This is a genomic window from Modestobacter sp. SYSU DS0511 (genome assembly GCF_054050755.1).
In genome coordinates, this window is sequence record NZ_JBJGZY010000018.1 from 16711 (window position 1) to 43507 (window position 26797).

General features: G+C 75.3%; 27 protein-coding genes. 5 read left to right on the plus strand and 22 right to left on the minus strand.

Translation table 11 applies throughout. The annotated features are described in order from the left end of the window. Complete coding sequence (nusA, locus tag ACI783_RS10925; protein ID WP_457140463.1) at positions 1-1122, minus strand: transcription termination factor NusA; 1122 nt, start codon at positions 1120-1122, stop codon at positions 1-3. Further along, the gene (gene rimP / locus ACI783_RS10930) at positions 1119-1892 is read right to left on the minus strand and encodes a ribosome maturation factor RimP (RefSeq protein ID WP_457140464.1); all 774 of its coding nucleotides are present in this window, start codon (positions 1890-1892) and stop codon (positions 1119-1121) included. Before rimP ends, nusA begins: the two co-directional genes overlap by 4 nt. A 232-nt stretch (positions 1893-2124) precedes the next feature. On the opposite strand from rimP, the gene ACI783_RS10935 reads away from it, so the two are divergent. Together ACI783_RS10935 and ACI783_RS10940 are read left to right on the plus strand one after the other, a co-directional pair. Beyond that, complete coding sequence (locus ACI783_RS10935) at positions 2125-2625, plus strand: hypothetical protein (RefSeq protein WP_457140465.1); 501 nt, start codon at positions 2125-2127, stop codon at positions 2623-2625. A gap of 69 nt (positions 2626-2694) precedes the next feature. Continuing rightward, positions 2695-3183: a ferritin-like domain-containing protein gene (locus ACI783_RS10940; RefSeq protein ID WP_457140466.1), complete on the plus strand. Its 489-nt coding sequence runs from the start codon at positions 2695-2697 to the stop codon at positions 3181-3183. An 85-nt stretch (positions 3184-3268) separates the two neighbouring features. On the opposite strand, the gene ACI783_RS10945 is transcribed toward ACI783_RS10940, so the two are convergent. The 5 genes from ACI783_RS10945 to dxr form a co-directional block, all read right to left on the minus strand. After that, positions 3269-5128, minus strand: a complete 1860-nt coding sequence (locus ACI783_RS10945) for a penicillin-binding transpeptidase domain-containing protein (RefSeq protein WP_457140467.1) — start codon at positions 5126-5128, stop codon at positions 3269-3271. Between the two features lie 139 nt (positions 5129-5267). After that, positions 5268-6119, minus strand: coding sequence for a GNAT family N-acetyltransferase (locus ACI783_RS10950; protein WP_457140468.1), 852 nt, complete (start codon positions 6117-6119; stop codon positions 5268-5270). A 30-nt stretch (positions 6120-6149) separates the two neighbouring features. Beyond that, positions 6150-7310 (minus strand): flavodoxin-dependent (E)-4-hydroxy-3-methylbut-2-enyl-diphosphate synthase, encoded by a 1161-nt coding sequence (gene ispG / locus ACI783_RS10955; RefSeq protein ID WP_457140469.1) that lies wholly within the window; start codon positions 7308-7310, stop codon positions 6150-6152. Between the two features lie 120 nt (positions 7311-7430). After that, positions 7431-8753, minus strand: coding sequence for a M50 family metallopeptidase (locus tag ACI783_RS10960; RefSeq protein WP_457140512.1), 1323 nt, complete (start codon positions 8751-8753; stop codon positions 7431-7433). 27 nt (positions 8754-8780) lie between these two features. Further along, positions 8781-9995, minus strand: coding sequence for a 1-deoxy-D-xylulose-5-phosphate reductoisomerase (gene dxr / locus ACI783_RS10965; RefSeq protein ID WP_457140470.1), 1215 nt, complete (start codon positions 9993-9995; stop codon positions 8781-8783). Positions 9996-10058: 63 nt separating this feature from the next. Between dxr and ACI783_RS10970 the strand changes: the two genes are divergently transcribed. Continuing rightward, on the plus strand, positions 10059-10388 hold the full coding sequence (locus ACI783_RS10970) for a DUF2631 domain-containing protein (protein ID WP_457140471.1): 330 nt from the start codon (positions 10059-10061) through the stop codon (positions 10386-10388). Between the two features lie 111 nt (positions 10389-10499). On the opposite strand, the gene ACI783_RS10975 is transcribed toward ACI783_RS10970, so the two are convergent. From ACI783_RS10975 to rpsB, 9 genes are all read right to left on the minus strand, one after another. Beyond that, positions 10500-11219 carry a VIT1/CCC1 transporter family protein gene (locus tag ACI783_RS10975; RefSeq protein WP_457140472.1) on the minus strand — a complete coding sequence of 240 codons (720 nt, stop codon included), beginning with the start codon at positions 11217-11219 and terminating at the stop codon, positions 10500-10502. Continuing rightward, complete coding sequence (gene rlmN, locus ACI783_RS10980) at positions 11216-12394, minus strand: 23S rRNA (adenine(2503)-C(2))-methyltransferase RlmN (protein ID WP_457084713.1); 1179 nt, start codon at positions 12392-12394, stop codon at positions 11216-11218. The genes ACI783_RS10975 and rlmN overlap by 4 nt, the downstream gene beginning before the upstream one ends. A gap of 83 nt (positions 12395-12477) precedes the next feature. After that, complete coding sequence (locus tag ACI783_RS10985; RefSeq protein WP_457140473.1) at positions 12478-14007, minus strand: hypothetical protein; 1530 nt, start codon at positions 14005-14007, stop codon at positions 12478-12480. 128 nt (positions 14008-14135) lie between these two features. Then, a complete protein-coding gene (locus ACI783_RS10990) occupies positions 14136-14840 on the minus strand; it encodes a TrmH family RNA methyltransferase (protein ID WP_457140474.1) in 705 nt (234 codons plus the stop codon). Positions 14841-14927: 87 nt separating this feature from the next. Beyond that, positions 14928-15944, minus strand: a complete 1017-nt coding sequence (locus tag ACI783_RS10995; protein WP_457140475.1) for a phosphatidate cytidylyltransferase — start codon at positions 15942-15944, stop codon at positions 14928-14930. Positions 15945-16212: 268 nt separating this feature from the next. Then, positions 16213-16770 (minus strand): ribosome recycling factor, encoded by a 558-nt coding sequence (frr, locus tag ACI783_RS11000; protein WP_457084717.1) that lies wholly within the window; start codon positions 16768-16770, stop codon positions 16213-16215. Positions 16771-16885: 115 nt separating this feature from the next. Beyond that, positions 16886-17674 carry a UMP kinase gene (gene pyrH / locus ACI783_RS11005; RefSeq protein ID WP_457084718.1) on the minus strand — a complete coding sequence of 263 codons (789 nt, stop codon included), beginning with the start codon at positions 17672-17674 and terminating at the stop codon, positions 16886-16888. A 193-nt stretch (positions 17675-17867) separates the two neighbouring features. Continuing rightward, positions 17868-18683, minus strand: a complete 816-nt coding sequence (tsf, locus tag ACI783_RS11010; protein ID WP_457084719.1) for a translation elongation factor Ts — start codon at positions 18681-18683, stop codon at positions 17868-17870. A gap of 89 nt (positions 18684-18772) precedes the next feature. Beyond that, positions 18773-19699 (minus strand): 30S ribosomal protein S2, encoded by a 927-nt coding sequence (rpsB, locus tag ACI783_RS11015; protein WP_457084720.1) that lies wholly within the window; start codon positions 19697-19699, stop codon positions 18773-18775. Between the two features lie 336 nt (positions 19700-20035). Here rpsB and ACI783_RS11020 point away from each other — a divergent pair, with 336 nt between their 5' ends. Further along, positions 20036-20569 carry a M23 family metallopeptidase gene (locus ACI783_RS11020; protein WP_457140476.1) on the plus strand — a complete coding sequence of 178 codons (534 nt, stop codon included), beginning with the start codon at positions 20036-20038 and terminating at the stop codon, positions 20567-20569. Positions 20570-20598: 29 nt separating this feature from the next. Next, positions 20599-21090 carry a DUF4262 domain-containing protein gene (locus tag ACI783_RS11025; protein WP_457140477.1) on the plus strand — a complete coding sequence of 164 codons (492 nt, stop codon included), beginning with the start codon at positions 20599-20601 and terminating at the stop codon, positions 21088-21090. Between the two features lie 55 nt (positions 21091-21145). Here the strand turns inward: ACI783_RS11025 and ACI783_RS11030 are convergent, their stop codons facing one another. From ACI783_RS11030 to ACI783_RS11055, 6 genes are all read right to left on the minus strand, one after another. Next, positions 21146-21340 carry a hypothetical protein gene (locus ACI783_RS11030; RefSeq protein WP_457140478.1) on the minus strand — a complete coding sequence of 65 codons (195 nt, stop codon included), beginning with the start codon at positions 21338-21340 and terminating at the stop codon, positions 21146-21148. Between the two features lie 339 nt (positions 21341-21679). Further along, on the minus strand, positions 21680-22483 hold the full coding sequence (whiG, locus tag ACI783_RS11035; RefSeq protein ID WP_457084724.1) for an RNA polymerase sigma factor WhiG: 804 nt from the start codon (positions 22481-22483) through the stop codon (positions 21680-21682). 47 nt (positions 22484-22530) lie between these two features. Next, positions 22531-23487, minus strand: coding sequence for a tyrosine recombinase XerC (locus tag ACI783_RS11040; protein ID WP_457140479.1), 957 nt, complete (start codon positions 23485-23487; stop codon positions 22531-22533). A gap of 31 nt (positions 23488-23518) precedes the next feature. Beyond that, positions 23519-24778: a DNA-processing protein DprA gene (dprA, locus tag ACI783_RS11045; RefSeq protein ID WP_457140480.1), complete on the minus strand. Its 1260-nt coding sequence runs from the start codon at positions 24776-24778 to the stop codon at positions 23519-23521. Beyond that, a complete protein-coding gene (locus tag ACI783_RS11050; RefSeq protein ID WP_457140481.1) occupies positions 24775-26295 on the minus strand; it encodes a YifB family Mg chelatase-like AAA ATPase in 1521 nt (506 codons plus the stop codon). The genes dprA and ACI783_RS11050 overlap by 4 nt, the downstream gene beginning before the upstream one ends. Continuing rightward, the gene (locus ACI783_RS11055; RefSeq protein WP_457084728.1) at positions 26295-26663 is read right to left on the minus strand and encodes a YraN family protein; all 369 of its coding nucleotides are present in this window, start codon (positions 26661-26663) and stop codon (positions 26295-26297) included. The genes ACI783_RS11050 and ACI783_RS11055 overlap by 1 nt, the downstream gene beginning before the upstream one ends. Positions 26664-26797 lie beyond the last annotated feature (134 nt).

A 26797-nucleotide genomic window follows, 5' to 3' on the forward strand; every position in this document is an offset into this window, starting at 1 on the left:
CTAGCGCGTTGCTCGTCCGGGATGTTCCGCCCGCCGCACCGGAGGGCGCTGCCCCGTCTGCGGGCCGCGGAGCCCGGGTCGCTGCTCGGCGGAGCCGGGTCGCAGCGGCGCCCGTCCGACACCCGGTGAGGTCGGGCCGTCGTCGAGGGGCTGGGCGTCGCTGCGGATGTCGATCCGGCACCCGGTCAGCCGCGCGGCGAGGCGGGCGTTCTGGCCCTCCTTGCCGATCGCCAGCGACAGCTGGTAGTCGGGGACGACGACCTGCACGGCCCGCGCCTTGGGGTCGACGACCCGGGCGCTGGAGACCCGGGCCGGCGACAGCGCGGAGGCGACGAAGGTGGCGTCGTCGTCCGACCAGTCCACGATGTCGATCTTCTCGCCGTTGAGCTCGCTCATCACGTTCCGCACCCGCTGGCCCATCGGGCCGATGCACGCGCCCTTCGCGTTGAGCCCGGGCACCGAGGTGCGGACGGCGATCTTGGTCCGGTGCCCGGCCTCGCGGGCCACCGAGACGATCTCGACGCTGCCGTCGGCGACCTCCGGGGCCTCCAGCGCGAACAGCTTGCGCACCAGGTTCGGATGGGTGCGCGAGACCGTCACCTGCGGGCCACGGAAGCTGCGGGCCACCGAGACCACGTACCCCTTGAGCCGGCTGCCGTGGACGTAGCGCTCCCCCGGCACCTGCTCGGCGGCCGGCAGGGTGGCCTCCACCTTGCCGATGTCGACCATGACGACGCCGCTGGCGTTGCGCCGCTGGTCGGCCTGGACGATGCCGCTGACGATGTCGCCTTCCTTGCCCGCGTACTCGCCGAAGGTCTGCTCGTGCTCGGCGTCGCGCAGCCGCTGCACGATGACCTGCTTGGCGGTGCTCGCCGCGATCCGGCCGAAGTCGCGGGGGGTGTCGTCCCACTCGTGGACGACCTCGCCGTCGGGCCCGAGCTCCTGGGCGAGCACGGCGACCTCACCGCTCTTTCGGTCCACGTGCACGCGCACGTGCTTGGCGGCGCCGTCGGCGTGCCGGTAGGCGGTGACCAGGGCGGTCTCGATCGCCTCCAGCACCGTGTCCGCGGGGATGCCCTTCTCCCGCTCGACCGCCTTGAGGGCGGTCACGTCGATGTTCACTTCCTGCCTCCTCGTCGCGGCCGGTCGTCCCGCGGCGCGCGGCGCGACCCCGGTCGCCCGGTCCGTCCGCTCGCGTCGGCCGCGGGCGAACCGGCCGGGTCCTGCTCGTGGTCCATCTCGTCGTCGTCGCCGGTGTCGAGGTCTGCGCTCTCGTCCTCGTCGTCGTCGTGCTCGTCGTCGTGCTCGTCGTCGTGCTCACCGTCACCGGTCGGCTCGTGGACCAGATCGGCGTCCCGGTGCCCCGCGGGGCGGGCGAACTCGACCTGCACCCGGGCCTCGCCGAGCTCGGCCCAGACGACCGTCCGCTCCCCTGCCGCCCTGCGGACCTGGCCCTTCTTGGCCCCGCCCTTCTGCACCTCGAGGACCACGCCCTCGTCGGTGACCCGCAGCACCCGGGCGACCAGCGGCTGCCGCGACCCGTCCGGGCCGACGGTGACGTCGACCAGCCGGCCGACGTTCCGGCGCCAGTGCCGGGGCGCGGTCAACGGCCGGTCGACCCCGGGGCTGGTGACCTCCAGCACGTAGGGCGCCCGCCCGAAGGCCTCGTCCTCGCCGTCCAGCACGTCGGACAGGGCCCGGCTGAGCTCGGCGACGTCGTCGAGGCTCACGCCGGCGTCCCGGTCGATGACCACGCGGACGACCGAGCGCTGACCGGCAGGGCGCACGACCAGCTCCTCCAGGTCGTAGCCGGCGGCGGTGACGACCGGTTCGACCGAGGCGGCGAGCTGGGTGGTCACCGCGTCGGGGGTGCGGGCACCTCGGGTGGACACCGGCTGCCTCCTGTCGTGCGTGCGTGGGGTGGTGCGTGCGTCGGGTGGTCGTGCGGTGCGGGCGTCACCTCGCGGACCGGGAGCCGGGGCGCGGCGCCGGTGCGGGCGCGTCGGGGTGAACCGTCAGGCTACCGCCCGGGCGGGGACCTGCTCGCGGCCAGCGACGGACTCCCGCGGCACACCGGTGCGTCACCCCCGGGACGGAGCCGGTCGGCTGTCAGGATGGACGCCGATGTCCGCTGCCGGCTCCCCTGTCCCGCGCGCGAGCGCCTTCTCCCGGCGCACCCTGCTCGCGGCCGCCCTGGCGGGCACCGCCGCCACGGCGATGGCGTGCACGGCCGGCGGCGGCGGCGGCGACCCGGCCGACGCGGTCACCCCCCAGCAGGCCGACCAGCTGGCGGCGCAGCTGACCGTGCAACAGACGCTGGTCCGGGCCTACGACCAGGCCTTCGCCGCTGACCCGGAGCTGGCCGCTGACGCGGCGACGCTTGCCCAGCAGGCCCGCACCCAGCTCGACCGGCTGCAGGCGGCATCGCCCCGGGCGACAGGCAGCTCGACCCCCCCGGCCGGCGGTGGCCCGGACCCGGCCGGTGCCCGGGCGTGGCTGCGCACGCAGGTCGTCGCCACGGCCGACGCGCACGCCGCTGCCGCCCCCACCTTCAGCGGCGCCCGCGCGGCCCTGCTGGGCAGCATCGCCGCTGGCCTGCGCGGCCAGGACGGGCTGCTGGCGTGACCGGCCGGGCCGGTCGGGAGATCCCCGGCGGACGACGAGGCGGACGACGAGGCGGAGGGCGGCACGGCGATGGCTGACGACACCGACGGCGGGACACCGGCGAGCGGATCGACGACCCCGGCCGGCCGGGAGGCCGCCGCGCTGCAGGACGCGCTGGCCGCCACCCGGGCGGCCGTCTGGGGCTACGGCGTGGTCGGGGCGGCCTGGCCCGAGGAGGAGGAGCGGGCCGTGGTCGCCGCCGCCGAGGAGGCGCACCGGGACGTCCGCGACGCCCTGCTCACCCTCCTGGCCGAACGCGGTCTGGACCCGGTGCCCGCGCGGGGCGGCTACACGCTGCCCTTCCCGGTGCTCTCCCCGGTGGACGCCGCGGCCCTCGCGGCTACCCTGGAGGAGGGGACGTCCCGGTCCTGGACGTGGGTGCTCGACCAGGCCGCCGGTCAGGCGATCCGCGAGCTGGCCGTGCGCGAGCTGACCGCGGCCGAGCTGCGCGCCGTCGGCTGGCGCACGGCGGCCGGCCGGACGCCGATCACCAGCGCCCTGCCCGGCCTCCCCGCATAGGGCCACGGAGGAGCTCGCTCCCCCTACGGCCCCGGCCGGAGGCTCGCCCCGAGCCTGCGAGGGGTGAGGGGGCCGAGGTCCTCGATCAGCCGAGGTTGCCGAGGAAGGCGTCGGTGACGGCGACGGCGGCGCTGCTGGACTGCCCGGCCTCGACCAGGACGGCGAACGCGATGTCACCCTGGGGGCCGCCCAGCTGGTAGCCCATGAACCAGCCGTGGGAGTCCGGCGGGGTGTTGGTGCCGAACTCGGCGGTGCCGGTCTTGCCGAAGACCTGGCCCCGGTCGTCCAGCGCCGTGGCGGTGCCGCTGAGCACGACCTCCCGCATCAGCGGCCGCAGCTGGTCCAGCACGGCCGCGCCGGGCCCGGCGGGGGCGGGGCCCGCCGGGTCCGCGCCGACGACCTCCGCCGGGGCCGCCGGGGTGCCGCTGGCGATGCCGGCGGCGACCAGCGCGAGCTGGGCCGGGCTCATCAGCACCTCGCCCTGACCGATGGCGTCGGCGGCCTTGGTGGTGCCGGTGCTCGTGCTGGGCACCTGGCCGCTGAAGATGCCGACCGGGAGGTCCCACTCCGCCCCGACGCCGTAGGAGGCGGCCGCCTGCGACAGCGCGTCGTCGGGCAGGGTGAGCGCCTGCTGGATGAAGGTGGTGTTGCAGGACTCGGCGAACGCCTGGGTGAAGGGGACGGTGCCCAGGTCGAACTGGTCCTCGTTCTCGAACTCCCGGCCGTCGACGACGGTCGTGCCCGGGCAGGGCACCGGGGTCTGCGGGGTGACCACCCCGGCGCCGAGCAGCGCCGTCGCGGTCATCGTCTTCATGCTCGACCCGGGCGGGAACTGGCCCGACAGCGCGTACGAGGGGTTGGCCGCCTCGTTGGAGCTCACCGCGAGCAGCTCGCCGGTGCCCGGCCGGACCACGACCAGGTGGGTGGCCAGCGGCTGGGTCGCGGCCGCCGCGTCGGCGGCGTTCTGCACCGCCGGCACCAGCGGGGTCTGCAGCGGGGTGCCGGGCACCGGGTCGACGGTGGCGACGACCCGGCCGGCGTCGGCGGTGGCCTCGTCGGCACTGACCACCGAGACGGTGAACCCGGGGGTGCCGGTCAGCTGCTCCTGCGCCTGCCGCTGGAGCCCGGAGAGTCCGAGCTGGTCCCCGGCGGCGTAGCGCGGGGCGCCGTCGGCCGCGCTCTCGTCCAGCACCTCCTGGGTGGCCGGGCCGACCCGGCCGAGCAACCCGACCGCGAACCGCGACGAGGGGGCCAGCAGCCGGGTGTCGGTGGGAAAGACGGCGCCGGGGAGGTCGTAGACCTGTGCCCGGATCGCCTCGAAGTCCGGACGCCGCAGGGTGATCACCGGCACGAACTGGCCGGCCGGTGCGGCCTGCACGTCGGCGGTGATCTCCGCCGCGTCGACCCCGGTGGCCGCGGCCAGCTCCTGGGCCAGGGCCGGGAGGTCGGTGACCTGGGCCGGGTCGACGCCGACGTTGACCACCTCGGTCTCGGTGAACAGCGGGGCGCCGGTGGCGTCGGTGATCGGCGCGCGCTCGGGGAGCGTGCGGGTCACCTCGAGGTGCTGGCCGGCGCCGAGCTCGGGGTGCACCGTCGTGGGCTCGGCGACCACCTGCCAGCGGTCGTCGGTCTCGGTCAGCGAGAGGGTGGCCGGGTACTCCCAGTCGGGCGCGGCCGCAAGGTCCCAGGTGGCCGTCCAGTCGACGGCCGCCGCCCCGTCCTCGCCCACGCGCACCTCGCCGACGTCGGCCGACAGCCCGGCACCGGAGAGGTCGGTGGCCGTCTGCTCCAGCAGGGCGGTGGCCGCCGCGGGGTCGGTGGTCCGGCCGGCCGCTCCTGCGGTGTCCCCGGACGACCAGTCGGCCAGGAACGCCTCCGCTGCGGCGCGGACGTCGTCGGAGGGGTCCGACGAGCAGCCGGTCAGCAGCGGTCCGAGCAGCAGCACCGCCGTCCCCGCGACCGCCGTCGCCCGTCCCGCCCTTGAACCGGTCACCGTTCCCCGTGCACGCACCCACCCACCCTGGCAGACGCCGGGCCGGAGACCGAGAGCGCCGCACCAGCAGCCCCGGGACTCACACGAGTGCTCAGAAGAGAACCGAGGCGTAGGTGCCGACCTGCTGGAAGCCGACCCGCTCGTAGGTGGCGCGCGCGGCCCGGTTGTAGTCGTTGACGTAGAGGCTCACCACGGGGGCGATCGCCGTGCGCGCGTACTCCACGACGGCCGCGGTGCCACCCTGGCCGATCCCCTGCCCCCGCAGGTGCGGCGCGACCCACACGCCCTGCACCTGGCAGGCGGCCCGGGAGGCCGCACCGACGTCGGCCTTGAAGAGCACCTGCCCGTCCTCGATCCAGGCCAGCGCCTGCCCGGCCCGGACCAGCTCGGTCACCCGGGCCCGGTAGCCGGCGCCGCCGTCGACCCGCAGCGGGCTGACCCCGACCTCCTCGGTGAACATGGCGACCGCCGCGGGCAGCAGGGTGTCCAGCTCGGCGAGCCTGACCGGGCGCACCCGGGGCTCGACGGGCACGGCCGGCGGCCCCTCGATGGCCAGCAGCGGCTGCCGGGCCCGCACCTCGCGGGCGGGGCCCCAGGACGGTTCGAGCAGCTCCCACAGCGGGAGCACGGCCGCCGCCGGCCCGACCACGGTCGAGCAGCGTCGTCCGGCGCGTCGGGCCCGGCCGGCGAACGCGGTCGCCGCGGCCTGCTCGGCGCCCGGTCGGGCGAAGGGGATCAGGTTGGCCCCGGCCAGGCAGACCGCGTCCAGCCGCCGTCCCGAGTGCAGGCCCCACAGCGGCGCACCGAGGGCGGAGGTCGACGTCCCGTGGACCTCGATCCGGCCGGCCAGCATGCAGGCCGCGACCGGGTCGGTGGCCAGCAGCTCCCGGACGGCGGGCTCGTCACCGGCGTCCAGGACCCGTGCCGACGGCGCGCGCAGCACCCCGGCCCCTCGCTCTCTCGGTCCGGTGGCTCAGGAGACGCTGACGACGGGCGGACCCGAGGGAGTGCCGTCGGCGACCTGCGCCTCGGCGATCCGCATGGCCTCCTCGATGAGGGTCTCCACGATCAGCGACTCGGGCACGGTCTTGACCACCTCGCCCTTGACGAAGATCTGGCCCTTGCCGTTGCCGGAGGCGACGCCGAGGTCGGCCTCGCGGGCCTCGCCCGGGCCGTTGACGACGCAGCCCATGACGGCGACCCGTAGCGGCACCTCCATGCCCTCCAGGCCGGCGGTGACCTCGTCGGCGAGCTTGTAGACGTCGACCTGGGCGCGGCCGCACGAGGGGCAACTGACGATCTCCAGGCCGCGCTGGCGCAGGTTCAGCGACTCCAGGATCTGGTTGCCGACCTTGACCTCCTCCGCCGGCGGCGCCGACAGGGAGACCCGGATGGTGTCGCCGATGCCCTGGCTCAGCAGCGCACCGAAGGCGACGGCCGACTTGATCGTGCCCTGGAAGGCCGGCCCGGCCTCGGTGACGCCCAGGTGCAGGGGGTAGTCGCACTGGGCGGCGAGCAGCTCGTAGGCCCGCACCATGATCACCGGGTCGTTGTGCTTGACCGAGATCTTGATGTCGCGGAAGTCGTGCTCCTCGAACAGCGAGCACTCCCACAGCGCCGACTCGACCAGCGCCTCCGGGGTGGCCTTGCCGTACTTGGCCAGCAGCCGCTTGTCCAGCGAGCCGGCGTTGACCCCGATCCGGATCGGGGTGCCGGCGTCCTTGGCGGCCTTGGCGATCTCGCCGACCTTGTCGTCGAACTTCTTGATGTTGCCCGGGTTGACCCGGACGGCGGCGCAGCCGGCGTCGATCGCGGCGAAGACGTACCGCGGCTGGAAGTGGATGTCGGCGATCACCGGGATCTGCGACTTCTTGGCGATGATGGGCAGCGCCTCGGCGTCGTCGGTGTCGGGCACCGCGACCCGCACGATCTGGCAGCCGGAGGCGGTGAGCTCGGCGATCTGCTGGAGCGTGGCGTTGATGTCGGCGGTCTTGGTGGTGCACATCGACTGGACGCTCACCGGGGAGTCGCTGCCGACGCCGACGCCCCCCACGTCGAGCTGACGGGTCTTGCGCCGGGGCGCGAGGACCGGCGGAGGAGCTGCGGGCATGCCGAGACTGACGGGGGTCGCCATGCCGGTCAGTATCCCCCTGCCCGCCACCCTGCCGCCGGGATGCCCGGTGTGACCGTCGTCGTGGTCGGTGAGGTGGTCGGAGCCGCGGGCCTGCGCACGGTGCGGAGGACGGGTCCTTCGTCAGCGCAGGGTGATCGGGTTGACCACGTCGGCGACGACCAGCAGCAGGGACAGCAGCACGAAGGCACCGGCGACGACGTAGGCCACCGGCATCAGCCGCGCGATGTCGAACGGGCCGGGGTCGGGGCGTCCACGCAGCCGGGCGACGGTGGACCGCGCCTTCTCGTACAGCGCGCCGGCCACGTGGCCGCCGTCCAGCGGGTACATGGGCAGCAGGTTGAACAGGAAGAGGATCAGGTTGAGGCTGGCGAGCAGCCCGACGAAGAAGCTGATCTTGTCGGTGTTGCTGAACCCCTCGAACGCGAACGCCTCCCCCGAGAGCCGGCCGACGCCGACGAGCCCGATCGGGCCCTCCCGGTCGCGCTCCTCGCCCAGGAAGGCCGCCCGGAACAGCTGCGGGATGCGCTCGGGGATGCCGAGCAGCCGCTGCACGGACTCGCTGACCACGTCGGCGAAGTAGCCGGGCAGCGCGCTCACCGGCTGACGGGTGTACAGCGGCGCGGACTGGACGCCCAGGTACCCGGCGGTGACGACGTCGCCGTCGGCCTCGCGCACCTGGTTCTCGATCGGGGTGACGGTGACCTGCTCGCGGGACCCGTCGCGCTCGACGGTGAGGGTGAGCGGGGTGCCGGCGCTGGCCTGGACCCGGCGGACCAGGGTGGCCCATCCCTCGTCGTTGGGGTCCTGGGGGATCTGCTCGCCGTCGACGGCCACGATCCGGTCCCCCGCCTGCAGCCCGGCCTCGGCCGCGGGGCTGGGGGCGGGCAGGGTGCCCGAGGCGTCGATCGGGGTGTCGCAGTCGGTGGTGGTGGCCGTGGCCGGCACGACGCAGGCGGGCACCCGCTCGATCGTCGTGCTGCTCATGGGGATGCCGATGCCGACCAGCAGGACCAGGAAGAGCAGCACGGCCAGCACCAGGTTGTGCGCCGGCCCGGCGGCCATCACGATCACCCGCTGCCACCAGGGCTTCTTGTAGAAGACCCGGTTCCCGTCGCTGGGCAGCACGTCGTTGAGCGCGGCGCCGCGGACCTCGGCGATGAAGCTGCGCATCCGGGTGGCGCGCTTGCTCTCGTCCGGCTCGGCCGGCGGGATCATGCCGACGATCCGGATGAAGCCGCCCAACGGGACGGCCTTGATGCCGAACTCGGTCTCCCCGCGGCGGCGCGACCACACCGTCGGGCCGAAGCCGACGAAGAACTGCGGCACCCGCATGCCGAACTTCCGGGCCCAGAAGTAGTGCCCGAACTCGTGGAAGCCGATGCTGAACAGCAGCCCGACGGCGAAGGCGACGACCCCGAGGACCGTCAGCAGGAACCCGCTCAGCTCAGCTCCCTCGTCAGATGCCCGGCCTCAGGTGCGGAGGCCGATGGCGGCGCGGGCGTGCTCCCGGGCCCACCTCTCGGCGGCCAGCACGTCCTCGACACAGGTGGGTGCGCCGAGGTCCGGCGCGGCGTCGAGGGTACGCGCGATGACCTGCACGATCGCTGGGAACGACAGGCGGTTCGCTGTGAACGCCGCGACCGCCTCCTCGTTCGCCGCGTTGTACAGCGCCGGGACGACGCCCCCCGCCTCACCCGCCTGCCGGGCCAGCCGCACCGCGGGGAAGACCTCCTCGTCCAGCGGGGCGAACTCCCAGGTGCTCGCCGTCGACCAGTCCAGCGCCGGCTGCACGGCGGGCAGCCGGTCGGGCCAGGCCAGCGCCAGCGCGATCGGCAGCCGCATGTCCGGCGGGCTGGCCTGGGCGATGGTGGCGCCGTCGGCGAAGGTGACCATCGAGTGCACGATCGACTGGGGGTGCACCACGACGTCGATGTCCGCGTAGGGGACGCCGAACAGCAGGTGGGCCTCGATGAGTTCCAGGCCCTTGTTCACCAGGGTGGCGGAGTTGATGGTGACCACCGGCCCCATGTCCCAGGTGGGATGGGCCAGCGCCTCCTCCCGGGTGACGCCGGCCAGCTCGGCGGCGGTGCGGCCGCGGAACGGACCGCCGCTGGCGGTGAGCACCAGCCGCGCCACCTCCCCGCGGTCGCCGCCGCGCAGGCACTGGGCCAGCGCGGAGTGCTCGGAGTCGACCGGGACGAGCTGCCCCGGGGCGGTCGCCGCCGTCACCAGCGCGCCACCGGCGACCAGCGACTCCTTGTTGGCCAGCGCCACGGTGCGCCCGGCCGCGAGCGCCGAGAGCGTGGGACCCAGGCCGATCGACCCGGTGATGCCGTTGAGGACGACGTCGGCGGGGCGGGCGGCGAGCTCCTCGGCGGCCCGCGGTCCGGCCAGGATCTCCGGCAGCGCGTACCGCCCCTGCGCCCAGCCGCGCTGCTGGGCGGCGGCGTAGAAGGCCAGCTGCAGGTCCTGGGCGGCGGTGGCCCGCGCGACGGCCACGGTGCGCACGCCCAGCGCGAGCGCCTGCTCGGCCAGCAGCGCGACGTCGCCGCCCCCGGCCGCCAGACCGGTGATCCGCAGCCGGTCCGGGAACTGCCGCGCGACGTCGATCGCCTGCCGGCCGATCGACCCGGTCGACCCCAGCACGGTCACGGTGCGGGGCTCGGTGCTGCGCAACTCGGTCACGACGCGATCCTGTCAGGACCCGCCGCGCCGTCCGCCGGGTGCGCGCCGACCGCGCCTGGCAAGATGACCCCCGTGAGCGAGCACAGCGGCCGGGGACAGGGCCACCAGACCAGCGCCCGGGTGGTCGAGCAGTCCGAGCGCGAGGAGGGCATCGTCCGCGCGGGCGAGGCCCCGATCACCCACGAGGCCCCCGAGGACTGGGGGTGGCACGGTGAGGCCGGCAAGTGGGGCCGCATCGGCGGCTGGCTCATGGTCCTGGTGGTCCTCGCCTTCCTGATCGGCAACCACGACGGCCAGGTCGAGAACCTGTGGATCGTCGGCTTCGCGCTGTACCTGGCGGGGCTGCTGGTCTGGGACGCGCGGCGGCGGAAGAACGCCTGGCGCTCACGCTGAAGCAAGCACCCCGTCCTCCGCACCCCGTGCACGCCCGGGGCGAGCCGCTGGACGGGGCAGGTCGACAGGCCCGTCCCCACCGGGGGCGGGCCTGCGTCGTTCCCGGCCGGGTCAGGCGACCGAGACGCCGATCGCCAGGCCGATGAGGTAGGTGGCCCCGGCCGCCAGCGCGCCGAACAGCAGCTGGCGCAGCCCGGCCGACCACCACGAGCGCGGGGTGAAGCGGGAGGAGACGGCGCCGGCCACGGCCAGGCCCAGCCCACCGCTGGCCAGCGCGGCCCACAGCAGCGGGAAGCCCAGCAGGTAGGGCAGCAGCGGGATCAGCGCGCCCGTCGCGAAGGTCAGGAACGAGGAGACCGCCGCGACGCGGGGTGAGGGGCGGTCGGCCGCGCTCACGCCCAGCTCGGCCAGCACGTGCAGCTGCAGGGCTGCTTCGGGGTCGCGGGACAGCTGGGTGGCCACCTGCTCGGCCAGGTCGTCGTCGACGCCGCGGTCGCGCAGCAGCGCGACCAGCTCGGCCCGCTCGCCGGCCGGGTTGCGTGCCAGCTCGCCGCGCTCCTTGGCGACCTCGAGGTCGAGCTGCTCGTTCTGGGTGCGCACGGAGGTGTACTCCCCCAGCGCCATGGAGATGGCCCCGGCCACCAGGCTGGCCACCCCGGACAGCACGACGGTGCGGGCGGCCGCGCCACCGGCGCCGACCCCGGCCACCAGTGCGGTGTTGGTGACCAGCCCGTCCATCGCGCCGAAGACGGCCGCGCGCAGCCAGCCGCCTGAGACGTCGGCGTGGGTGTGCTCGGGAGCGGACCCCGGGAGCACCCCCGGGGCGCTCACGCCTGGTCCGATTCGGACCCGAGCGGGACACCCTCCTCGACCCCGGGAGTGGCCACCGCGACGCTCGGCACCCCGTCGACCCGGTCGGCCGCGGCCAGCTGCCCGCAGGCGCCGTCGATGTCCTGGCCGCGGGTGTCGCGCACCGTCGTCGGCACGCCGGCGGCGCGGAGCCGGGCGACGAACTCGCGCTGGGCCGGCAGCGGGCTGGCGTCCCACTTGCTGCCGGGGGTCGGGTTCAGCGGGATGAGGTTCACGTGCGCCAGCCGGTCGGCCAGCAGCCGGCCGAGCAGGTCGGCCCGCTCGGGCTGGTCGTTGACGTCGCGGATGAGCGCGTACTCGATCGAGTACCGCCGGCCGGTGCGCTTGACGAAGTCGTCGGCCGCAGCGAGCACCTCGGCGACCTTGAAACGGGTGTTGATCGGGACGAGCGTGTCGCGCAGCTCGTCGTCGGGCGCGTGCAGGCTGACCGCCAGGGTGATGTTGAGGCCCTCGTCGGTGAGCTTGCGGATCGCCGGCACGAGCCCGACGGTGGAGACCGTCACCGAGCGCTGGCCCAGTCCGAGCCCGTGCGGCGCCGGGGTGAGCAGCGCGTCGAGGGTCTTGCGCACCCGCGGGTAGTTGGCCAGCGGCTCGCCCATGCCCATGAAGACGACGTTGGACAGCCGGCCGGGCCCGCCGGGGATCTCCCCGTTGGCCATCGCAGCGGCCGCGGCGACCGCCTGGCCGATGATCTCCGCGGCGGACAGGTTGCGGGTCAGGCCGTTCTGGCCGGTGGCGCAGAAGGGGCAGGCCATGCCGCAGCCGGCCTGGCTGGAGATGCACACCGTGGCCCGGTCGGGGTAGCGCATCAGCACGCTCTCCACCAGCGCCCCGTCGTGCAGCCGCCACAGCGTCTTGCGGGTGCGCCCGCCGTCGGCCGACTGGTGCCGTACCGGGGTGAGCAGACCGGGCAGCAGCGCCGCGGTGAGGTCCGCGCGGGCTGCGGCCGGCAGGTCGGTCATCTGCTGCGGGTCGGTGACGCCGGCGTAGAAGTGCCGCGCGAGCTGGTCGGCGCGGAACGCCGGCTGCCCGAGCTCGGCCACGGCCGCGCGGGCCTCCTCACGGGTGAGGTCGGCCAGGTGGCGGGGTGGCTTGGTGCGGCGCGGGGCGTCGAAGACCAGGGGGAGAGCAGTCATGGCGCCTCCCATGCTCCCACTCGCCCGGCGGCCGTGGCGCCCGTGCACCGTGAGATGGCTCCCCCGGAGGAGTCGGAGAGGGGTCAGCGGGGCACCACGCGCGCCGCGAGCGGCGCGGCCTCGCCCGGATCGGGGGTGCCGAGCGGGGTGCTCGTGGGCTGAGCGGTCGTGGGCTGTGCGGTCGTGGGCTGTGCGGTCGTGGGCTGTGCGGTCGTGGGCTGGGGGGTCGTCGTCGCTGGGGTGTCGCCGGCGGGCGCCCCGGTCTCCGGCGGGGTCGTGGTGGTCGGGGTGCTCGTCTCCGTCGGGGTGCTCGTCTCCGTCGGCGCTGCCGTCTCGGTCGGCGTCGCCGTCTCGGTCGGCGTCCCGGTCTCCGTCGGCGTTCCCGTCGGCGTCCCCGTCGGCGTCCCCGTCGGCGTCCCCGTCGGCGTCCCCTGTGGCGTCCCCTGTGGCGGCGCGGTGGTGGGGATCGGGGTCGGCGGCAGCGTGGGGGCCGGCCCCGGCGGGAGCCCCGGACCACCGGGCACCGGCGGCGCCGGAACCGCTGCAGGCGGCCCCGACGGCGCGACGACGGGCAGCTGCCCAGCCGGCTCAGCGACCCCGGCCGGCGGAGCGCCGGCAACCCGCGCACTCCCCCGGACGGCCGCCACCGGCCCCCCGTCGGACCGGAGCTCCCGCGGTGCCGGGGCGTCCGACTCCACCGCAGGAGCCACCGGCCCACCCGACGGCGGAGCCGACGTCGAACGGCCGGGTCGGCTCGGCGAGGAGCTGGGCGTGCTGCGGCCGGGGGTGCCGACGGAGTCCCGGGCGACCGCGGCCACCGTCGGCTCCGCGTCCTCCCCGCCCCCCAGCGCGGCGACGACCCCGAACACCCCGGCGATCACCAGGACCAGCAGGGGCACGAGCACCCGGGCGCGGTGGCGCGGTGCCACCGGGGGGCCCGCCACCGACCGCACCGGCGTCACCTCCCGGGGTGCGGGAACCAGGTCCGATGCCTGTTCCGTCGCCGGGGCGGCCTGCGGTGCAGCGGCGGCACGCACCGCGAGCAGCTCGTCGGCGAGACGGGAGGCGGTCTGCGCGACCTCGGCGCGGACCGCGGCCCGCTCGTCCTCGGCCCGCTGCAGAGCAGCGAGCTCCTCGTCGAGCTCCGCGGCGGCGCGGATCAGGTCGGCGCGGACGCCGGCGGGGCGCGCCGGGAGACCCGGCTCGACATCGTCCCCGGGCTGCGGCGACACGTCGGCGTCGAGACCTGGCGCCACGTCGGCCTCGGGCTGCGGCGACACGTCGGCGTCGGGACCCGGCGCCACGTCGGCCTCGGGCTGGGGTCCGCCGTCCGCTCCGCCGGGGGCAGCGAGGAGGGCGTCGTCCTGCGCCGGGCTCTCGTCGGTCACCGCGGCCCAGGCGGGGAGCCACGCCTCGTCCCAGGTGTCGCGGGGGTCGGGCCCCCCGGCGGGCTCGGCCGGGGGTTCCGTCGGCAGTTGCACGGACGGCGTACCCGCACCGGCGTCCGCGGCGGCCGCACCGGCGTCCGGCACGTCGCCGGCGGCAGCTCGCGGCTGCGGCAGCTCGTGGCCCGACGCCTGCGAGCGCTCGACCCCTGGTCGGCGCGACCCCACGTCCACTCCTCATCAGCGACCGTCCCCCCGGCCGCCGAGCACGACCGGCCCATCGGCCGCGTCTGGATGCTCCCCTGCGGGCGGTCACCGGCCCGGCGTGACGGGGCGGTCACATCTGACGACGCGCGTCAGACCTTTGGTGAGGTCTCGCCAGCACCGGCGGGCCCGGCGGCGGTGGGTCCGGCGTGCTGCCGGATCCAGGTGTGCATCGCGATGCCCGCGGCCACCCCGGCGTTGAGCGAGCGGGTGGACCCGTACTGCGCGATGGAGACGGTGAGCGCCGCCCCCGCCGACGCCGCACCGGTGAGCCCGGGCCCTTCCTGACCGAACAGCAGCAGGCAGGCGCGGGGCAGCTCGACCGTCTCCAGCGGCACCGCGCCCGGACCGTTGTCGACACCCACCACGACCAGGCCGGCCGCGTCGGCGTGCGCGAGCAGCGTCGCCACGTCGGCGTGGTGGCGCAGGTGCTGGTACCGGTCGGTCACCATCGCCCCGCGGCGGTTCCACCGGCGGCGGCCGACGACGTGCACCTCCGCGGCGAGGAAGGCGTTCGCGGTCCGCACCACCGTGCCGATGTTCAGGTCGTGCTCGAAGTTCTCGATCGCGACGTGGAACGGGTGCCGCCGGCGGTCGAGGTCGGCGACGATCGCCTCCAGCCGCCAGTAGCGGTACCGGTCGACGACGTTGCGCCGGTCACCGGCGGCGAGCAGCTCCGGGTCGTAGCGGGGGTCCGTCGGCCACGGACCGGGCCACGGGCCGACGCCGACCGTCGTGCCCCACTCAGTGGGACCCGGTCCGCTCTCCCCGTCGCCGGGGTGCTGCTGCTCGGTCACCGGCGCATGCTGCCACGCCCGATGCGGCCGACCTCCGGCGCGCCGGGCACAGTGGCCCGGTGAGCGACGGCTTGCGCGGCTGCCTGATCAGGCCGGGACGAACAGCGAGAGCACCAGCCAGGCGACGGCGGCCGAGGGCAGCAGCGAGTCCATCCGGTCCATCAGCCCGCCGTGGCCGGGCAGCAGGGTGCCCATGTCCTTGATCGCCAGGTCGCGCTTGATCAGCGACTCACCGAGGTCACCGAGGGTGGCGGTGAGCGCGATCGCGATGCCGAAGACGACACCGCCCCACCAGGGCCCGTGGAAGGTGAGCGTGAACAGCAGGACGCCGACGACCACGCAAGCGATGACCGATCCGGCCAGCCCCTCCCAGGACTTCTTCGGGCTGATGCTCTCCGCGAGCGGGCGCTTGCCGAACAGCACGCCGGCCACGTACCCACCGGTGTCGCTGCACACGACCGTCACGATGAACGCCAGCACGCGGGCGACCCCGTCGTCGGGCACCAGCAGGAGGACGGCGAACCCGGCCAGCAGCGGGACGTACAGCGCCACCAGGACGGCGGCGGAGGCGTCCCGCAGGTAGCCCACCGGCCCGTCACCCAGCCGCCACAGGACCACCGCGAAGACCGTGAGCAGGAAGCCGACGACCAACCCGGAGGGGCCGCGGGTCCAGGCGAGCGCCATCATCGCGACCGCGCCGACGAGGACCGGGGGCAGCGGCGGGCGGTGACCACCGGCCTGCAACGCCCGGCCCAGCTCCACGACGCTCACCAGCACGGCGACGGTGATCACCAGCAGGAACGCCGGCCGCCAGACGAGCAGCGTGGCGATGACCACGGCGCCGAGGCCCAGCGCCACACCGATCGCCGAGCCCAGGTCCCGGCCGGCGCGGCTGGCACCGGTGGGGGTCTCCTTGGGCGGTTCCCCGCTCACCTCGGCACCGGGCGCCCCGGGCACGGCGGTCAGCGGGGCGTCGTGCTCGGGGTCGTCCACGGGGTCCACAGGATCATCGCCGCCCCCGGCGACGGTCGCCGGGCCGGTCGCGGCGCCCTCGGCACGGAGCCCGCCGGCGGAGCTGAGCAGGCCGTCGGCGTCGCCGCGCACCGGCTCGTCATCCGGGTCGGCGTCCGACCGGCCGGGGGCGGCCTCAGCCGGCGACGGACGGACCCGGCTCGGCGGCACCGGTGGCCGACCGGCGCGTGGCAGGGAGCCGGTCGGCGGGCCACCCACCGTCGGCTGGGGCGCGGTCACCGGCGCGTCCGGCGACCAGCCGGGTTCGGCGACGCCGGCCCGGCCGCGGGCAGGCTCGCGCTCCGGACCCTCGGGTCCGGAGCGGGGCAGGAAGCGGGGCACCTCGCGGGTCCGGGCAGGATCAGACGTCGAGGAGCTCGGTCTCCTTGTTCTTCATCGCCTCGTCGATGGCCGCCACGTGCGTGGCGGTGAGGTCGTCGAGCTCCTTCTCCGCACGGCGCACGTCGTCCTCGCCGGCCTCGCCGTCCTTGGCGATGCGGTCGAGCTCCTCCTTGGCGCGCCGGCGGATGTTGCGGATGGCGACCTTGGCGTCCTCGCCCTTGGCCCGGGCCTGCTTGACCAGGTCGCGACGCCGGTCCTCGGTCAGCTGCGGGAAGACCACCCGGATCAGCGTGCCGTCGTTGGTGGGGTTGACCCCGAGGTCGGAGTCGCGGATCGCCCGCTCGATGGCCTGCAGCTGGCTCATGTCGTAGGGCTTGATGACCGCCATCCGCGCCTCGGGCACGGTGATCGAGGCCATCTGCGGCACCGGCGTCCAGGCGCCGTAGTAGTCGACCGCGATCTTGTTGAACATGGACGGCGCGGCGCGGCCGGTGCGCACGGAACCGAGGTCCTCGCGGGCGACCGACAAGGCCTTGTCCATCCGCTCCTCGGCATCGAGCAGGGTGTCGTCGATCACGGTTCTCTCCTCCTGCGGCGGCTGCCGCCGTGCTGGCCGTCTGGTCGATCGGCATTCCGCCGGCCGGTACCCGGATCGGGGCGCGGCGACCGTCGCCCGTCCGGGAGCCGACCGGTCAGGCCGGCTGGCTGATCAGGGTCCCGATCTTCTCACCTGCGACGGCCCGGGCGATGTTGCCCTCACGCAGCAGGTTGAACACGACGATCGGCATGCGGTTGTCCATGCAGAGGCTGATGGCGGTGGCGTCGGCCACCCCCAGCTGCTTCGCCAGCACCGTGGCGTAGTCCAGCTCCTCGTACATGGTGGCGCCGGGGTTGGTCCGGGGGTCGGCGTCGTACACGCCGTCCACGCCGTTCTTGGCCATCAGCAGCACCTGGCAGCCGATCTCCAGCGCGCGCTGCGCGGCGACGGTGTCGGTGGAGAAGTACGGCATCCCGGCCCCGGCGCCGAAGATGACCAACCGGCCCTTCTCCATGTGCCGGACGGCCTTGCGGGGGATGTAGGGCTCGGCGACCTGGCCCATGGTGATCGCGGTCTGCACCCGCGTCTCCAGGCCGATCTGCTCGCAGAACGCCTGCAGCGCGAGCGCGTTCATCACCGTGCCGAGCATGCCCATGTAGTCGGCGTGCCGGCGGTCCATGCCCGCCTCCGCCAGCTGGGCGCCGCGGAAGAAGTTGCCCCCGCCGACGACGACGGCCACCTGGGTGCCGCCGTGCACGACCTCCGCGAGCTGCTCGGCGATGCCGTGCACGATGCCGCCGTCGACCCCCACGCTGCCGCCACCGAACGCCTCACCGGAGAGCTTGAGCAGCACCCGCCGGTAGCCGCTGCCGTCGGTCGGCGCGGAGGCGGCGGGCGCGAAGAGCAGGCCCTCCGGGTTGCTGGCGGGGGTCGTGTCGGTCACAGGTGTCCTTCGCGTCGATGTGGTCGGTGATCGATCCTGCTGCATGCCCCGCGCCGGGGCCTCCGCAGCGCGGGCCGGACAGGCCACCGGCCCCGCTCCACGGAGGAACGGGGCCGGCGGTGACGTACTGGAACGGCCCCGTCGCAGGGCCCCGTCCCGAGCGTGCGAGGGACGGGGGCGACGGGGTCCTTCGTCAGGCCTGGCCGACCTCGAACCGGGCGAACCGCTCGACGGTCAGACCGGCGTCGCCGATGACCTGCTTGACGGTGCGCTTCGGCTCGGTGATCGAGGGCTGCTCGAGGAGGACGAAGTCCTTGAAGTAGGAGTTGACCCGCCCCTCGACGATCTTGGCGATCGCCTGCTCGGGCTTGCCCTCCTCCTTCGCCGTCTGCTCGGCGACCCGGCGCTCGGTCTCCACCGTCTCGGCGGGGACGTCCTCGCGGGTCAGGTAGCGGGGACGGGCCGCGGCGATGTGCATCGCCAGGGCGCGGGCCGCGTCCTCGTCGCCGCCGGAGTACTGCACCGCGACACCGATGGCCGGGGGCAGGTCGGTGGCGCGCTTGTGCAGGTAGACGGCGGTGGTGCCCTCGAAGAGCGCGAAGCGGGAGAGGACGAGCTTCTCGCCGATGCGGGCCGACTCGGACTCGATCAGCTTCTCGACCGTCTGACCGTCGACCTCGGTGGCGAGCAGCGCCGCGACGTCGGCCGGCTTCTGGGCCAGCACGATGTCCAGCAGCTTCTCACCGAGGGCGACGAACTCGGCGTTCTTGGCGACGAAGTCGGTCTCGCAGTCGAGCTCGAGCAGCGCGCCGCCCTTGCTGACCACGATGCCGTTGGTCGTCGAGCGCTCCAGGCGCTTGCCGACGTCCTTGGCGCCCTTGATCCGCAGCAGCTCGACGGCCTTGTCGTACTCGCCGTCGGCCTCGGTCAGGGCCTTCTTGGCGTCCATCATGCCGGCGCCGGTGGCGTCGCGGAGACGCTTGACGTCGGCTGCGGTGAAGGCGGGCATGTCACTTCCTCTGGGGTGGTGTGCTGGGTGCGGACGTGCAGCGGCGCCGCTCCCCGGCCGTGTGGTGACCGGGGAGCGGCGCCGGCGGATCAGCCGTTCTGGGCGCCCTGGGTGCCGGTCTCGGTGCTGCCGGTGGCCGGCACACCCTCGACCGGAGCCACCTCGTCGGCGGTGACGGTCGGCGGGGCGGCCGGGGTCTCGGGCAGCTCGGCGGCCGGGGCGTCACCGGACTGGCCGGTGAGCAGCTCGCGCTCCCAGTCGGCCAGCGGCTCGGCCTCGGTACCGGCGGGGGCGCCGTCCTCGGAACGCCCGGCGTTGGCCTGCGCGGCCGAGCGGGCCATCAGGCCGTCGGCGACGGCGTCGGCGATCACGCGGGTGAGCAGCGCGGTGCTGCGGATCGCGTCGTCGTTGCCCGGGATCTTGTAGTCGACCTCGTCGGGGTCGCAGTTGGTGTCGAGGATCGCGACGACCGGGATGCCCAGCTTGCGGGCCTCGCCGACGGCGATGTGCTCCTTCTTGGTGTCCACGACCCAGATGGCGCTGGGCACCTTCTGCATGTCGCGGATGCCACCGAGGCTGCGCTCGAGCTTGGCCTTCTCGCGGGTCAGGCCCAGCTGCTCCTTCTTGGAGAGGGAGGCCATGACGCCGGTCTGCTCCATGTCCTCCAGCTCCTTCATGCGCTGGAGCCGCTTGTAGACGGTGGAGAAGTTGGTGAGCATGCCGCCCAGCCAGCGCTGGTTGACGTAGGGCATGCCGACGCGGGTCGCCTGCTCGGCGATGACCTCCTGCGCCTGGCGCTTGGTCCCGACGAACATGATCGAACCGCCGTGGGCCACGGTCTGCTTGACGAACTCGTAGGCCTGGTCGATGTAACCCAGCGTCTGCTGGATGTCGATGATGTAGATGCCGTTGCGCTCGGTGAAGATGAACCGCTTCATCTTCGGGTTCCAGCGACGGGTCTGGTGCCCGAAGTGGACCCCGCTGTCGAGCAGGTTCTTCATGCTGACGACTGCCACGTGGCGCCGCCTTCCTTCTCGTGCGCGGGCGGCCGGGGCCGGGCCGCGCTGTGCCGGTTGTCGCGGGCACCGGGTGGTGCGCCGCCCTGGTGTCCGGATCGCGCCACCGACCCGCCGCGAGGACGGGACCGGGGTGGCGAGCTCCCCACCGGGCTCGTCGAGGTGCACGAGCAGCGGGACGCGGACACGCGAAGTCGACCCGCCGAGGCGGGCCGCACCGGCAAGCATACGCGGTGGCGCGGGGGGCTCCGCACCGGTCGTCCCCAGCGGTGCCCGCCGTCCACAGCCGGGCTCGCCGGCCGCCCCGCGGGCGCCGGTGGCACCAGGGTCGGGAGGGTGTCCGTCGCCCGTCTGCTGCTGCTCCTCCTCCTGGTCGCCGGCGCGCTGCTCGGGCCCGGGGCGCCGGCGGCGTCGCCAGCTCCTCCCCCGCCCGCCGCTGCGCCCACGACGACCCCGGCCGGGGTGTGGGGCTGGCCGTTGCCCGGATCGCCGGAGGTGACCCGGGCGTTCGAGCCGCCGCCGACGCCGTACGCGGCTGGGCACCGGGGCGTGGACCTGCGCGGTGGCACCGGCGCCCCGGTGCTGTCCGCCGGGGACGGGGTGGTCGCGTTCGCCGGGATGGTGGCCGGGCGGCCGGTGGTGAGCGTCGACCACGCCGGGGGCCTGCGCACCACGTACGAGCCGGTGCAGCCGGCGGTGGCCGCCGGCCAGGCCGTGGCGCGGGGTTCACCCCTGGGCACCCTGGCCGCCGGGCACCCCGGCTGCCCGGTCGAGGCCTGCCTGCACTGGGGCGTACGCCGGGGCGAGACCTACCTGGACCCGCTCGCCCTGCTGCGCCCCCCGCGGATCAGCCTGCTGCCGTGGGGGTGACCCCGGCCCGGTGGGGTTACCGTCCGGGCGTGCGCTGGCGACGGAAGAAGGAGTCGGGACCGGGAGAACAGGACGGTGGCCAGGTGCTGCGCGACCTGCAGGCGGTCATCGACCGGTTCGGGTGGGCGGTGCTGCACGGCGGCGGGTCCCCCGGCGAGCCGCGGTGGTCCCACACCGTGGGCCTGACCGGGCTCGGCCACCCCGAGGTGATCGTGACCGGGCTGCCGTTCGAGGCCGGGGAGAAGTACCTGAACCTGGTGGGCGAGGCCGTGCGGGCCGGCACCCGCTTCAGCGCGGACGCCGCGACGACGACGCTCACCGACGCCGACTCCCCCGTGGTGTTCCTGGCTGTGGCCGACCCCGGCCGGCTGCCGATGGCCGAACAGCTCTACGGCTCGGTCGAGGCGCTCCAGCTGGTGTGGCCGGACTCCCAGGGCACGCTGCCCTGGGAAGAGGGGCACCGCAACCCGCCGACCGCGCAGCCGCTGCTGGGGCCGCGCCCCGGTCAGCCGGGCGACTGACCGGGGCGCGCCGGCGTCGGGGCTCGAGCGCGCCGACCTGGCCCCGGGACGGGGGTCAGTCGCCGTCGGGCTCGGAGACCAGGTGCACAATCGAGGCCGGGCTGCTGATCCAGAAGGCCGAGGTCTCGCCCAGCGGCTCGATCTCGTCGCAGCGGGCCACACCCTCCGCCGCGGCCAGGTGCTGCGCCGCCGCGGCCGGGTCGTCACACGTCAGCTGCAGCCAGATCTCCGCCTGGCTGACCCCCGGCACCCGGTCGATCCACAGCCGGTTCGCGCCGAACTGGAAGCCGACCGAGGTGGCCCTGACTCGAAGGGGTTCTCGATCTCCGGCAGGCCGACCGTCTCCCGGTAGAAGCGGACGGTCTGCTCCCACTGGTGCGGCGGCACCTTCATCGCGATGTTGCGCCCTCCCGCAAACGCCACCGGTCGGTCCGTGCTCATGCGCTGTGCCTCTCGCTGCTGGGTGTCCTGCGCAGCGTGGCACGAGGTGGGGCAGCCGGTGGAGGGTCGGCTCGCGGCGCGGCGCCCGGTCAGCGGGCGACGTCCCGGTGTCGGGATTCGCGCCAGCTGCGGACGAGGGCCGGTGGCCTCAGGCGATGTCGACCAGCTTGGTGCGCAGCTGGAGCACGGCCTTGGTGTGCAGCTGGCAGATGCGGCTCTCGGTCACCCCGAGGACCCGGCCGATGTCGGCCAGGGTGAGCCCCTCGAAGTAGTACAGGCTCACCACGACCTTCTCGCGGTCGGGCAGCTGCTCGACCGCGCGGGCCAGCAGTTGCCGCGCTTCGCCGTGCTCGGCCATCGCCTGCGGGTCGAGTGCGCTGGTGTCCTTGAGCGTGTCGACCAGGCGCGGGGCGGAGCCGTCGTCGTCGACGAGCAGCTCGTCGAGGGCGACGACGTTGACCAGGGACAGCTGGCCGAGGAACTTGCGGATCTCCTCGACGTCCATCTCCATCTCCGCCGCGATCTCCTCCTCGCTCGGGCTCCGCTGGAGCCGGCTCTCGAGGGCGGCGATGGTGCGCTCGAACTGACGCGCCTTCATCCGCACCGACCGCGGGATCCAGTCGGTGGAGCGGAGCTCGTCGATGATCGCGCCGCGGATGCGTGACATCGCGTAGCTCTCGAACTTGATCTCCCGTGACGGCTCGAAGCGCGTGATCGCGTCGATCAGCCCGAAGGTGCCGTAGGAGACCAGGTCGGCCTGCTCGACGTGCGCGGGCAGGCCACTGCCGACCCGGCCGGCGACGTACTTGACCAGCGGCGCGTAGTGCAGGATCAGCCGGTCGCGCAGACCGGTCTCCCGGTCGACGGCGTAGCGGGCCCAGAGGTCGGCGACCGCCGCGTCCGGGTCGTCGCTCGCCCCGAGCTGGTGGACCGTCGCCTCAGACACCTGCATCCCCCTGATCGCCAGTCGCTGTGCGCACCCTTGCCGTCTCCACTGTCTCAGGCCCGCGGATGGGCCTGCGCGTGGACAGCACGCAGCCGCTCGACCGTCACGTGCGTGTAGACCTGCGTGGTCGCGAGGCTAGCGTGCCCCAGCAGCTCCTGGACCGATCGCAGGTCGGCACCGCCCTCCAGCACGTGCGTGGCCGCGGAGTGCCGCAGCCCGTGCGGGCCGATGTCCGGCGTCCCGGGAGCGGCCTGGACCGCGGCGTGCACGATGCGTCGCGCCTCCCGCGCGTCCAGCCGGCCACCACGGGCGCCCAGCAGCAGCGCCGGCCCGCTGGCCGGGGTGGCGAGCGCGGGCCGGCCCTCCGTCGACCACGTCTCCAGCGCCCGGGCCGCCGGTGCACCGAACGGCACGCTGCGCTCCTTGCGCCCCTTGCCGAACACCCGGAGCAGCCGCCGGCCGCGGTCGACGTCGTCGACGTCCAGGCCGACCAGCTCCCCCACCCGGATGCCGCTGGCGTACAGCAGCTCGAGCACCAGCAGGTTGCGCAGCCGGAGGGCGGTCGCCGTCACGTCCTCGCCGTCGTCGGCGGGGTGGGCGGCCTGCTCGAGCACGGCGCGCGCCTGCTCGGTGCCCAGCACGCCGGGCAGGGTGCGGTGCGCCCGGGGGCTGGCCAGCCGGAGGCCGACGTCCTCGGCCACCTGGCCGCTGCGGCGCAGGTGGGCGGTGAACGAGCGCGCCGAGGCCGCCCGGCGGGCGGTGGTGGACCGGCTGTCGCCCCGGGTGCGGCCGGCGGCCAGCCAGCTGCGCAACGTGGCGAGGTCGAGGTCGGCGGGGGTGGTCCCCTGCCGGCGGGCCAGGTGGTCCAGCAACGACACGACGTCCGTGACGTAGCCGCGCACGGTGTGGGCCGAGAGGTCCCGCTGCATGCGCAGGTGCTCCTCCCAGCCGTCCAGCGACTCGGCGAGGGCAGGGGGCAGGGCCGCCCGCAGCTCCGCCGTCCCCGCCATGGGGGCAGCGTCCGTGCCGGAACGGAGCCGGTCAACGGGGCGCGCCGGTCCCGGGCTTCGGCGGGGGGTGCAACCGCCAGCCGGTGCCGGTCCACTGGACCAGGTCGGCGAGCTCCAGCGCCGGCAGCACCCGCAGCACGTCCAGGACGTCGCAGCCGGCCACCGACGCGAGACGTTCGGGGGTGACGCCGGTGCGGACCGGGCAGGCGTCCAGCACCCGCCGGGCCACGTCGGACAGCTCGTCCCGGGCGGTGCCCGGCCGCTCCGGTGGGGTGGCGAGGTCGGCGCCCAGCGATCCGACCCGCTCGATCACCTGCGCCGCGGTGGTCACCAGCCGGGCCGTGCGCAGCTCGTCGCGGAGCAGCTCGTGGCAGCCCACCGACATCGCACTGGTGACCGGGCCGGGCACCACCATCAGCGCCCGGCCCAGGTCGTCGGCCCGGTGGGCGGTGGCCAGCGCGCCGGACCTCGCGGCCGCCTCGACCACCACCGTGCCCCGGGTCAGGGCGGCGATCAGCCGGTTGCGCACCAGGAAGCGGTGCCGCAGCGGCGCACAGCCGGGCGGCCACTCGCTCACCAGCAGGCCGCCGTCCAGCAGCCGGGAGAACAGCGCCGAGTGCGACGCCGGGTAGGCCCGGTCGACGCCGCAGGCGAGCACGGCGACGGTGGGGGCACCGGCGGCCAGCGCCCCGCGGTGAGCGGCGGCGTCGATCCCGTAGGCGCCACCGGAGACGGTGGTCCACCCCCGCTCCCCCAGGCCGTGGGCCAGTTCACCGGCCACGTGCTCGCCGTACGCCGTCGCCGCCCGCGACCCGACCATGGCCACCGACCGGTCGACCACGTCGGCCAGCGCCCCGTCACCGCGCACCCACAGCGCCAGCGGCGGGACCGGCGTCCGCCGTCGGTCGAGCCCTCGGTCATCGGCGATCTGCGCGGTCGCCACGGTCAGGCAGTGCAGGGCCAGCGCCGGCCACTCGTCGTCCTCGGGCACGACCAGGCGTGCCCCACACCGCTCGGCCCTCCTCAGGTCGGCCAGGCTGGCGTCGTCGGCGACCCGGGCACCGGCGACCGCCTGCACACGGGGTGGGGCGGTCCCGGCCCGGAGGGCGGCCACCGCCTCGACCGGACCGGCCCGCTCCACGAACCGCCACGCCTCCACCGACCCCGGCTCCACCGCCCGGCTGAGCCAGGCCCGCGCCCGGCGGGTCGCCGGCCCCGCGGTACCTGCGTGATCCTCGGTCGGTCCGCTGCGCAGGTCGGCCACCAGTCCGTCGTGGCTCCCGGCGGTCATGCCGCCGCCCGCTGCAGGCGCATGCCGAGGGCCTCGGCGACCTCGTCGGAGCCCGGCACCGTGCGCCCGGCCAGGTCGGCCAGCGTCCAGCTCACCCGTAGCACCCGGTCGAACCCGCGGACCGACAGCGAGCCCCGCTCCAGGGCCCGCTCCGCGAGCGACAGCGCCCGCCGGGGCACCGGCCACCGCTCGCGCAGGAGCCGGCCGGGGACCGCGCTGTTCAGGGTGAACCCGGTACCGGCCAGCCGGTCCGCGGCGGCTGCGCGCGCAGCGCCCACCCGCCGGGCCACCACCCGCGTCGACTCCGGCGGTGCGACGCCGTCCAGCCAGGCCGCGCGGCTCACCGCCGGCAGCGTGACCCGCAGGTCGATCCGGTCCAGCAGCGGGCCGGAGAGCCGGGACTGGTAGCGCCGACGCTCCGGCGGGCTGCAGGTGCAGGCCGTGTCGCCGGCCGCGCTCGCGCAGGGGCACGGGTTGGTGGCGAGCACCAGCTGCGCCCGGCAGGGGAAGGTGGCCGAGCCGTTCGCCCGGTGGATGGTGACCTCGCCGCGTTCCAGCGGCTGGCGCAGCGTGTCGAGCACGGCCCGCGGGAACTCCGGCGCCTCGTCCAGGAAGAGCACGCCCAGGTGGGCCCGGCACAGCGCCCCGGGGCGGATCTGGCCCGAGCCGCCGCCCACAAGCGCGGCCATCGTCGCCGAGTGGTGCGGTGACTCGAAGGTGGGCCGCCGGACCAGCGGAGCGCCCGGAGGCAGGGCGCCGGCGACGGACGCGATCGCGGTGACCTCCATCGCGGCCCGTTCGTCCAGCGGCGGCAGCAGGCCCGGCAGCCGCTCGGCCAGCATCGTCTTCCCCGCCCCGGGCGGGCCGGTGAGGAAGAGGTGGTGGCCACCGGCGGCGGCGACCTCCACCGCGCGGCGCCCGGCGGTCTGACCGACGACGTCGGCCAGGTCCGGCCCCGGGGGTTCGGGAGCCGCGGGAGCACGGACGTGGGCCGCGATGGCGGCACCCCCGGCCAGATGGGCGACGACCTGCCGCAGCGTCCGGGCGGCCAGCACCTCGATGCCCTCGACCAGCGCCGCCTCGTCGGCGTTGTCGGCCGGCACCACGACCTGCCGGTGCCCGGCGCGGGCGGCGGCCAGCACCGCGGGGAGCACTCCGCGCACCGTCCGCAGCGACCCGTCCAGGCCCAGCTCGCCGAGCAGCACCAGCTCACGCACCCGCTCGGCGGGGACCACGCCGGCGCCGGCGAGCACCGCCACGGCGAGGGCCAGGTCGAACCCACTGCCCTGCTTCGGCATCGCCGCCGGCGACAGCCCGATCGTCACCCGGCGCAGCGGGAAGTCGTGCCCGCTGTTGACGACCGCCGCCCGCACGCGGTCGACCGACTGGCGCACGACGGCGTCGGGCAGGCCGACCAGCACCACCGTGGGCACCCCGGCGGCGAGGTCGACCTCGACCTCCACCATGGCGCCGCGCACGCCGACCAGCCCCACCGACCAGGTCCTCGCCAGCGCCATCAGAACGCGTTCCGCAGGTGCGCCACGCGGGCCGGCCCGTCGACCGGGACGTGCACCCCGACGACGTCGAAGCGCAGATCGGGTGCGTGGTGGTCGTGCGCGGCGAGCCAGGCGCGGGCCAGCTGGCGCAGCCGGCGCCGCTTGTCGGCGGTCACCGCCTCCACGGCGTGACCGAACCCGGTGCCGCGCCGGGTCTTCACCTCGCAGAAGACGATCGCGTCGCCGTCGCGGGCGACGACGTCGAGCTCACCGTGGCGGCAGCGCCAGTTCCGGTCGAGCACCTGCATGCCGGCGTCGGTGAGCAGCCGGACGGCCACCCGCTCGCCGTAGGCGCCGAGGGCGGCTCGTGGGGTCGGGGTCGGAGACACCCCTCGACCCTGGGTCCGGCGCGGGCAGCGGACCAGAGCCGCACCGGGTCTGTGGACATCCGGTGCGGCTGTGGACGACGAACCGCCGCTCGTCCCCCCGCCGGGCAGCCTGGCCGGGTGGGCGACGCGGGATC

Bases quoted from the DNA above. Each gene is read 5' to 3' on its own strand.
- ACI783_RS11050 (WP_457140481.1), bottom strand. From the start codon at position 26,295: ATGGCGCTGGCGAGGACCTGGTCGGTGGGGCTGGTCGGCGTGCGCGGC.
- rlmN (WP_457084713.1), bottom strand. From the start codon at position 12,394: ATGACTGCTCTCCCCCTGGTCTTCGACGCCCCGCGCCGCACCAAGCCA.
- tsf (WP_457084719.1), bottom strand. From the start codon at position 18,683: ATGCCCGCCTTCACCGCAGCCGACGTCAAGCGTCTCCGCGACGCCACC.
- ACI783_RS10935 (WP_457140465.1), top strand. From the start codon at position 2,125: ATGTCCGCTGCCGGCTCCCCTGTCCCGCGCGCGAGCGCCTTCTCCCGG.
- ACI783_RS10970 (WP_457140471.1), top strand. From the start codon at position 10,059: ATGACCCCCGTGAGCGAGCACAGCGGCCGGGGACAGGGCCACCAGACC.
- whiG (WP_457084724.1), bottom strand. From the start codon at position 22,483: ATGCAGGTGTCTGAGGCGACGGTCCACCAGCTCGGGGCGAGCGACGAC.
- dprA (WP_457140480.1), bottom strand. From the start codon at position 24,778: ATGACCGCCGGGAGCCACGACGGACTGGTGGCCGACCTGCGCAGCGGA.
- ACI783_RS11040 (WP_457140479.1), bottom strand. From the start codon at position 23,487: ATGGCGGGGACGGCGGAGCTGCGGGCGGCCCTGCCCCCTGCCCTCGCC.
- ACI783_RS10940 (WP_457140466.1), top strand. From the start codon at position 2,695: ATGGCTGACGACACCGACGGCGGGACACCGGCGAGCGGATCGACGACC.
- ispG (WP_457140469.1), bottom strand. From the start codon at position 7,310: ATGGCGACCCCCGTCAGTCTCGGCATGCCCGCAGCTCCTCCGCCGGTC.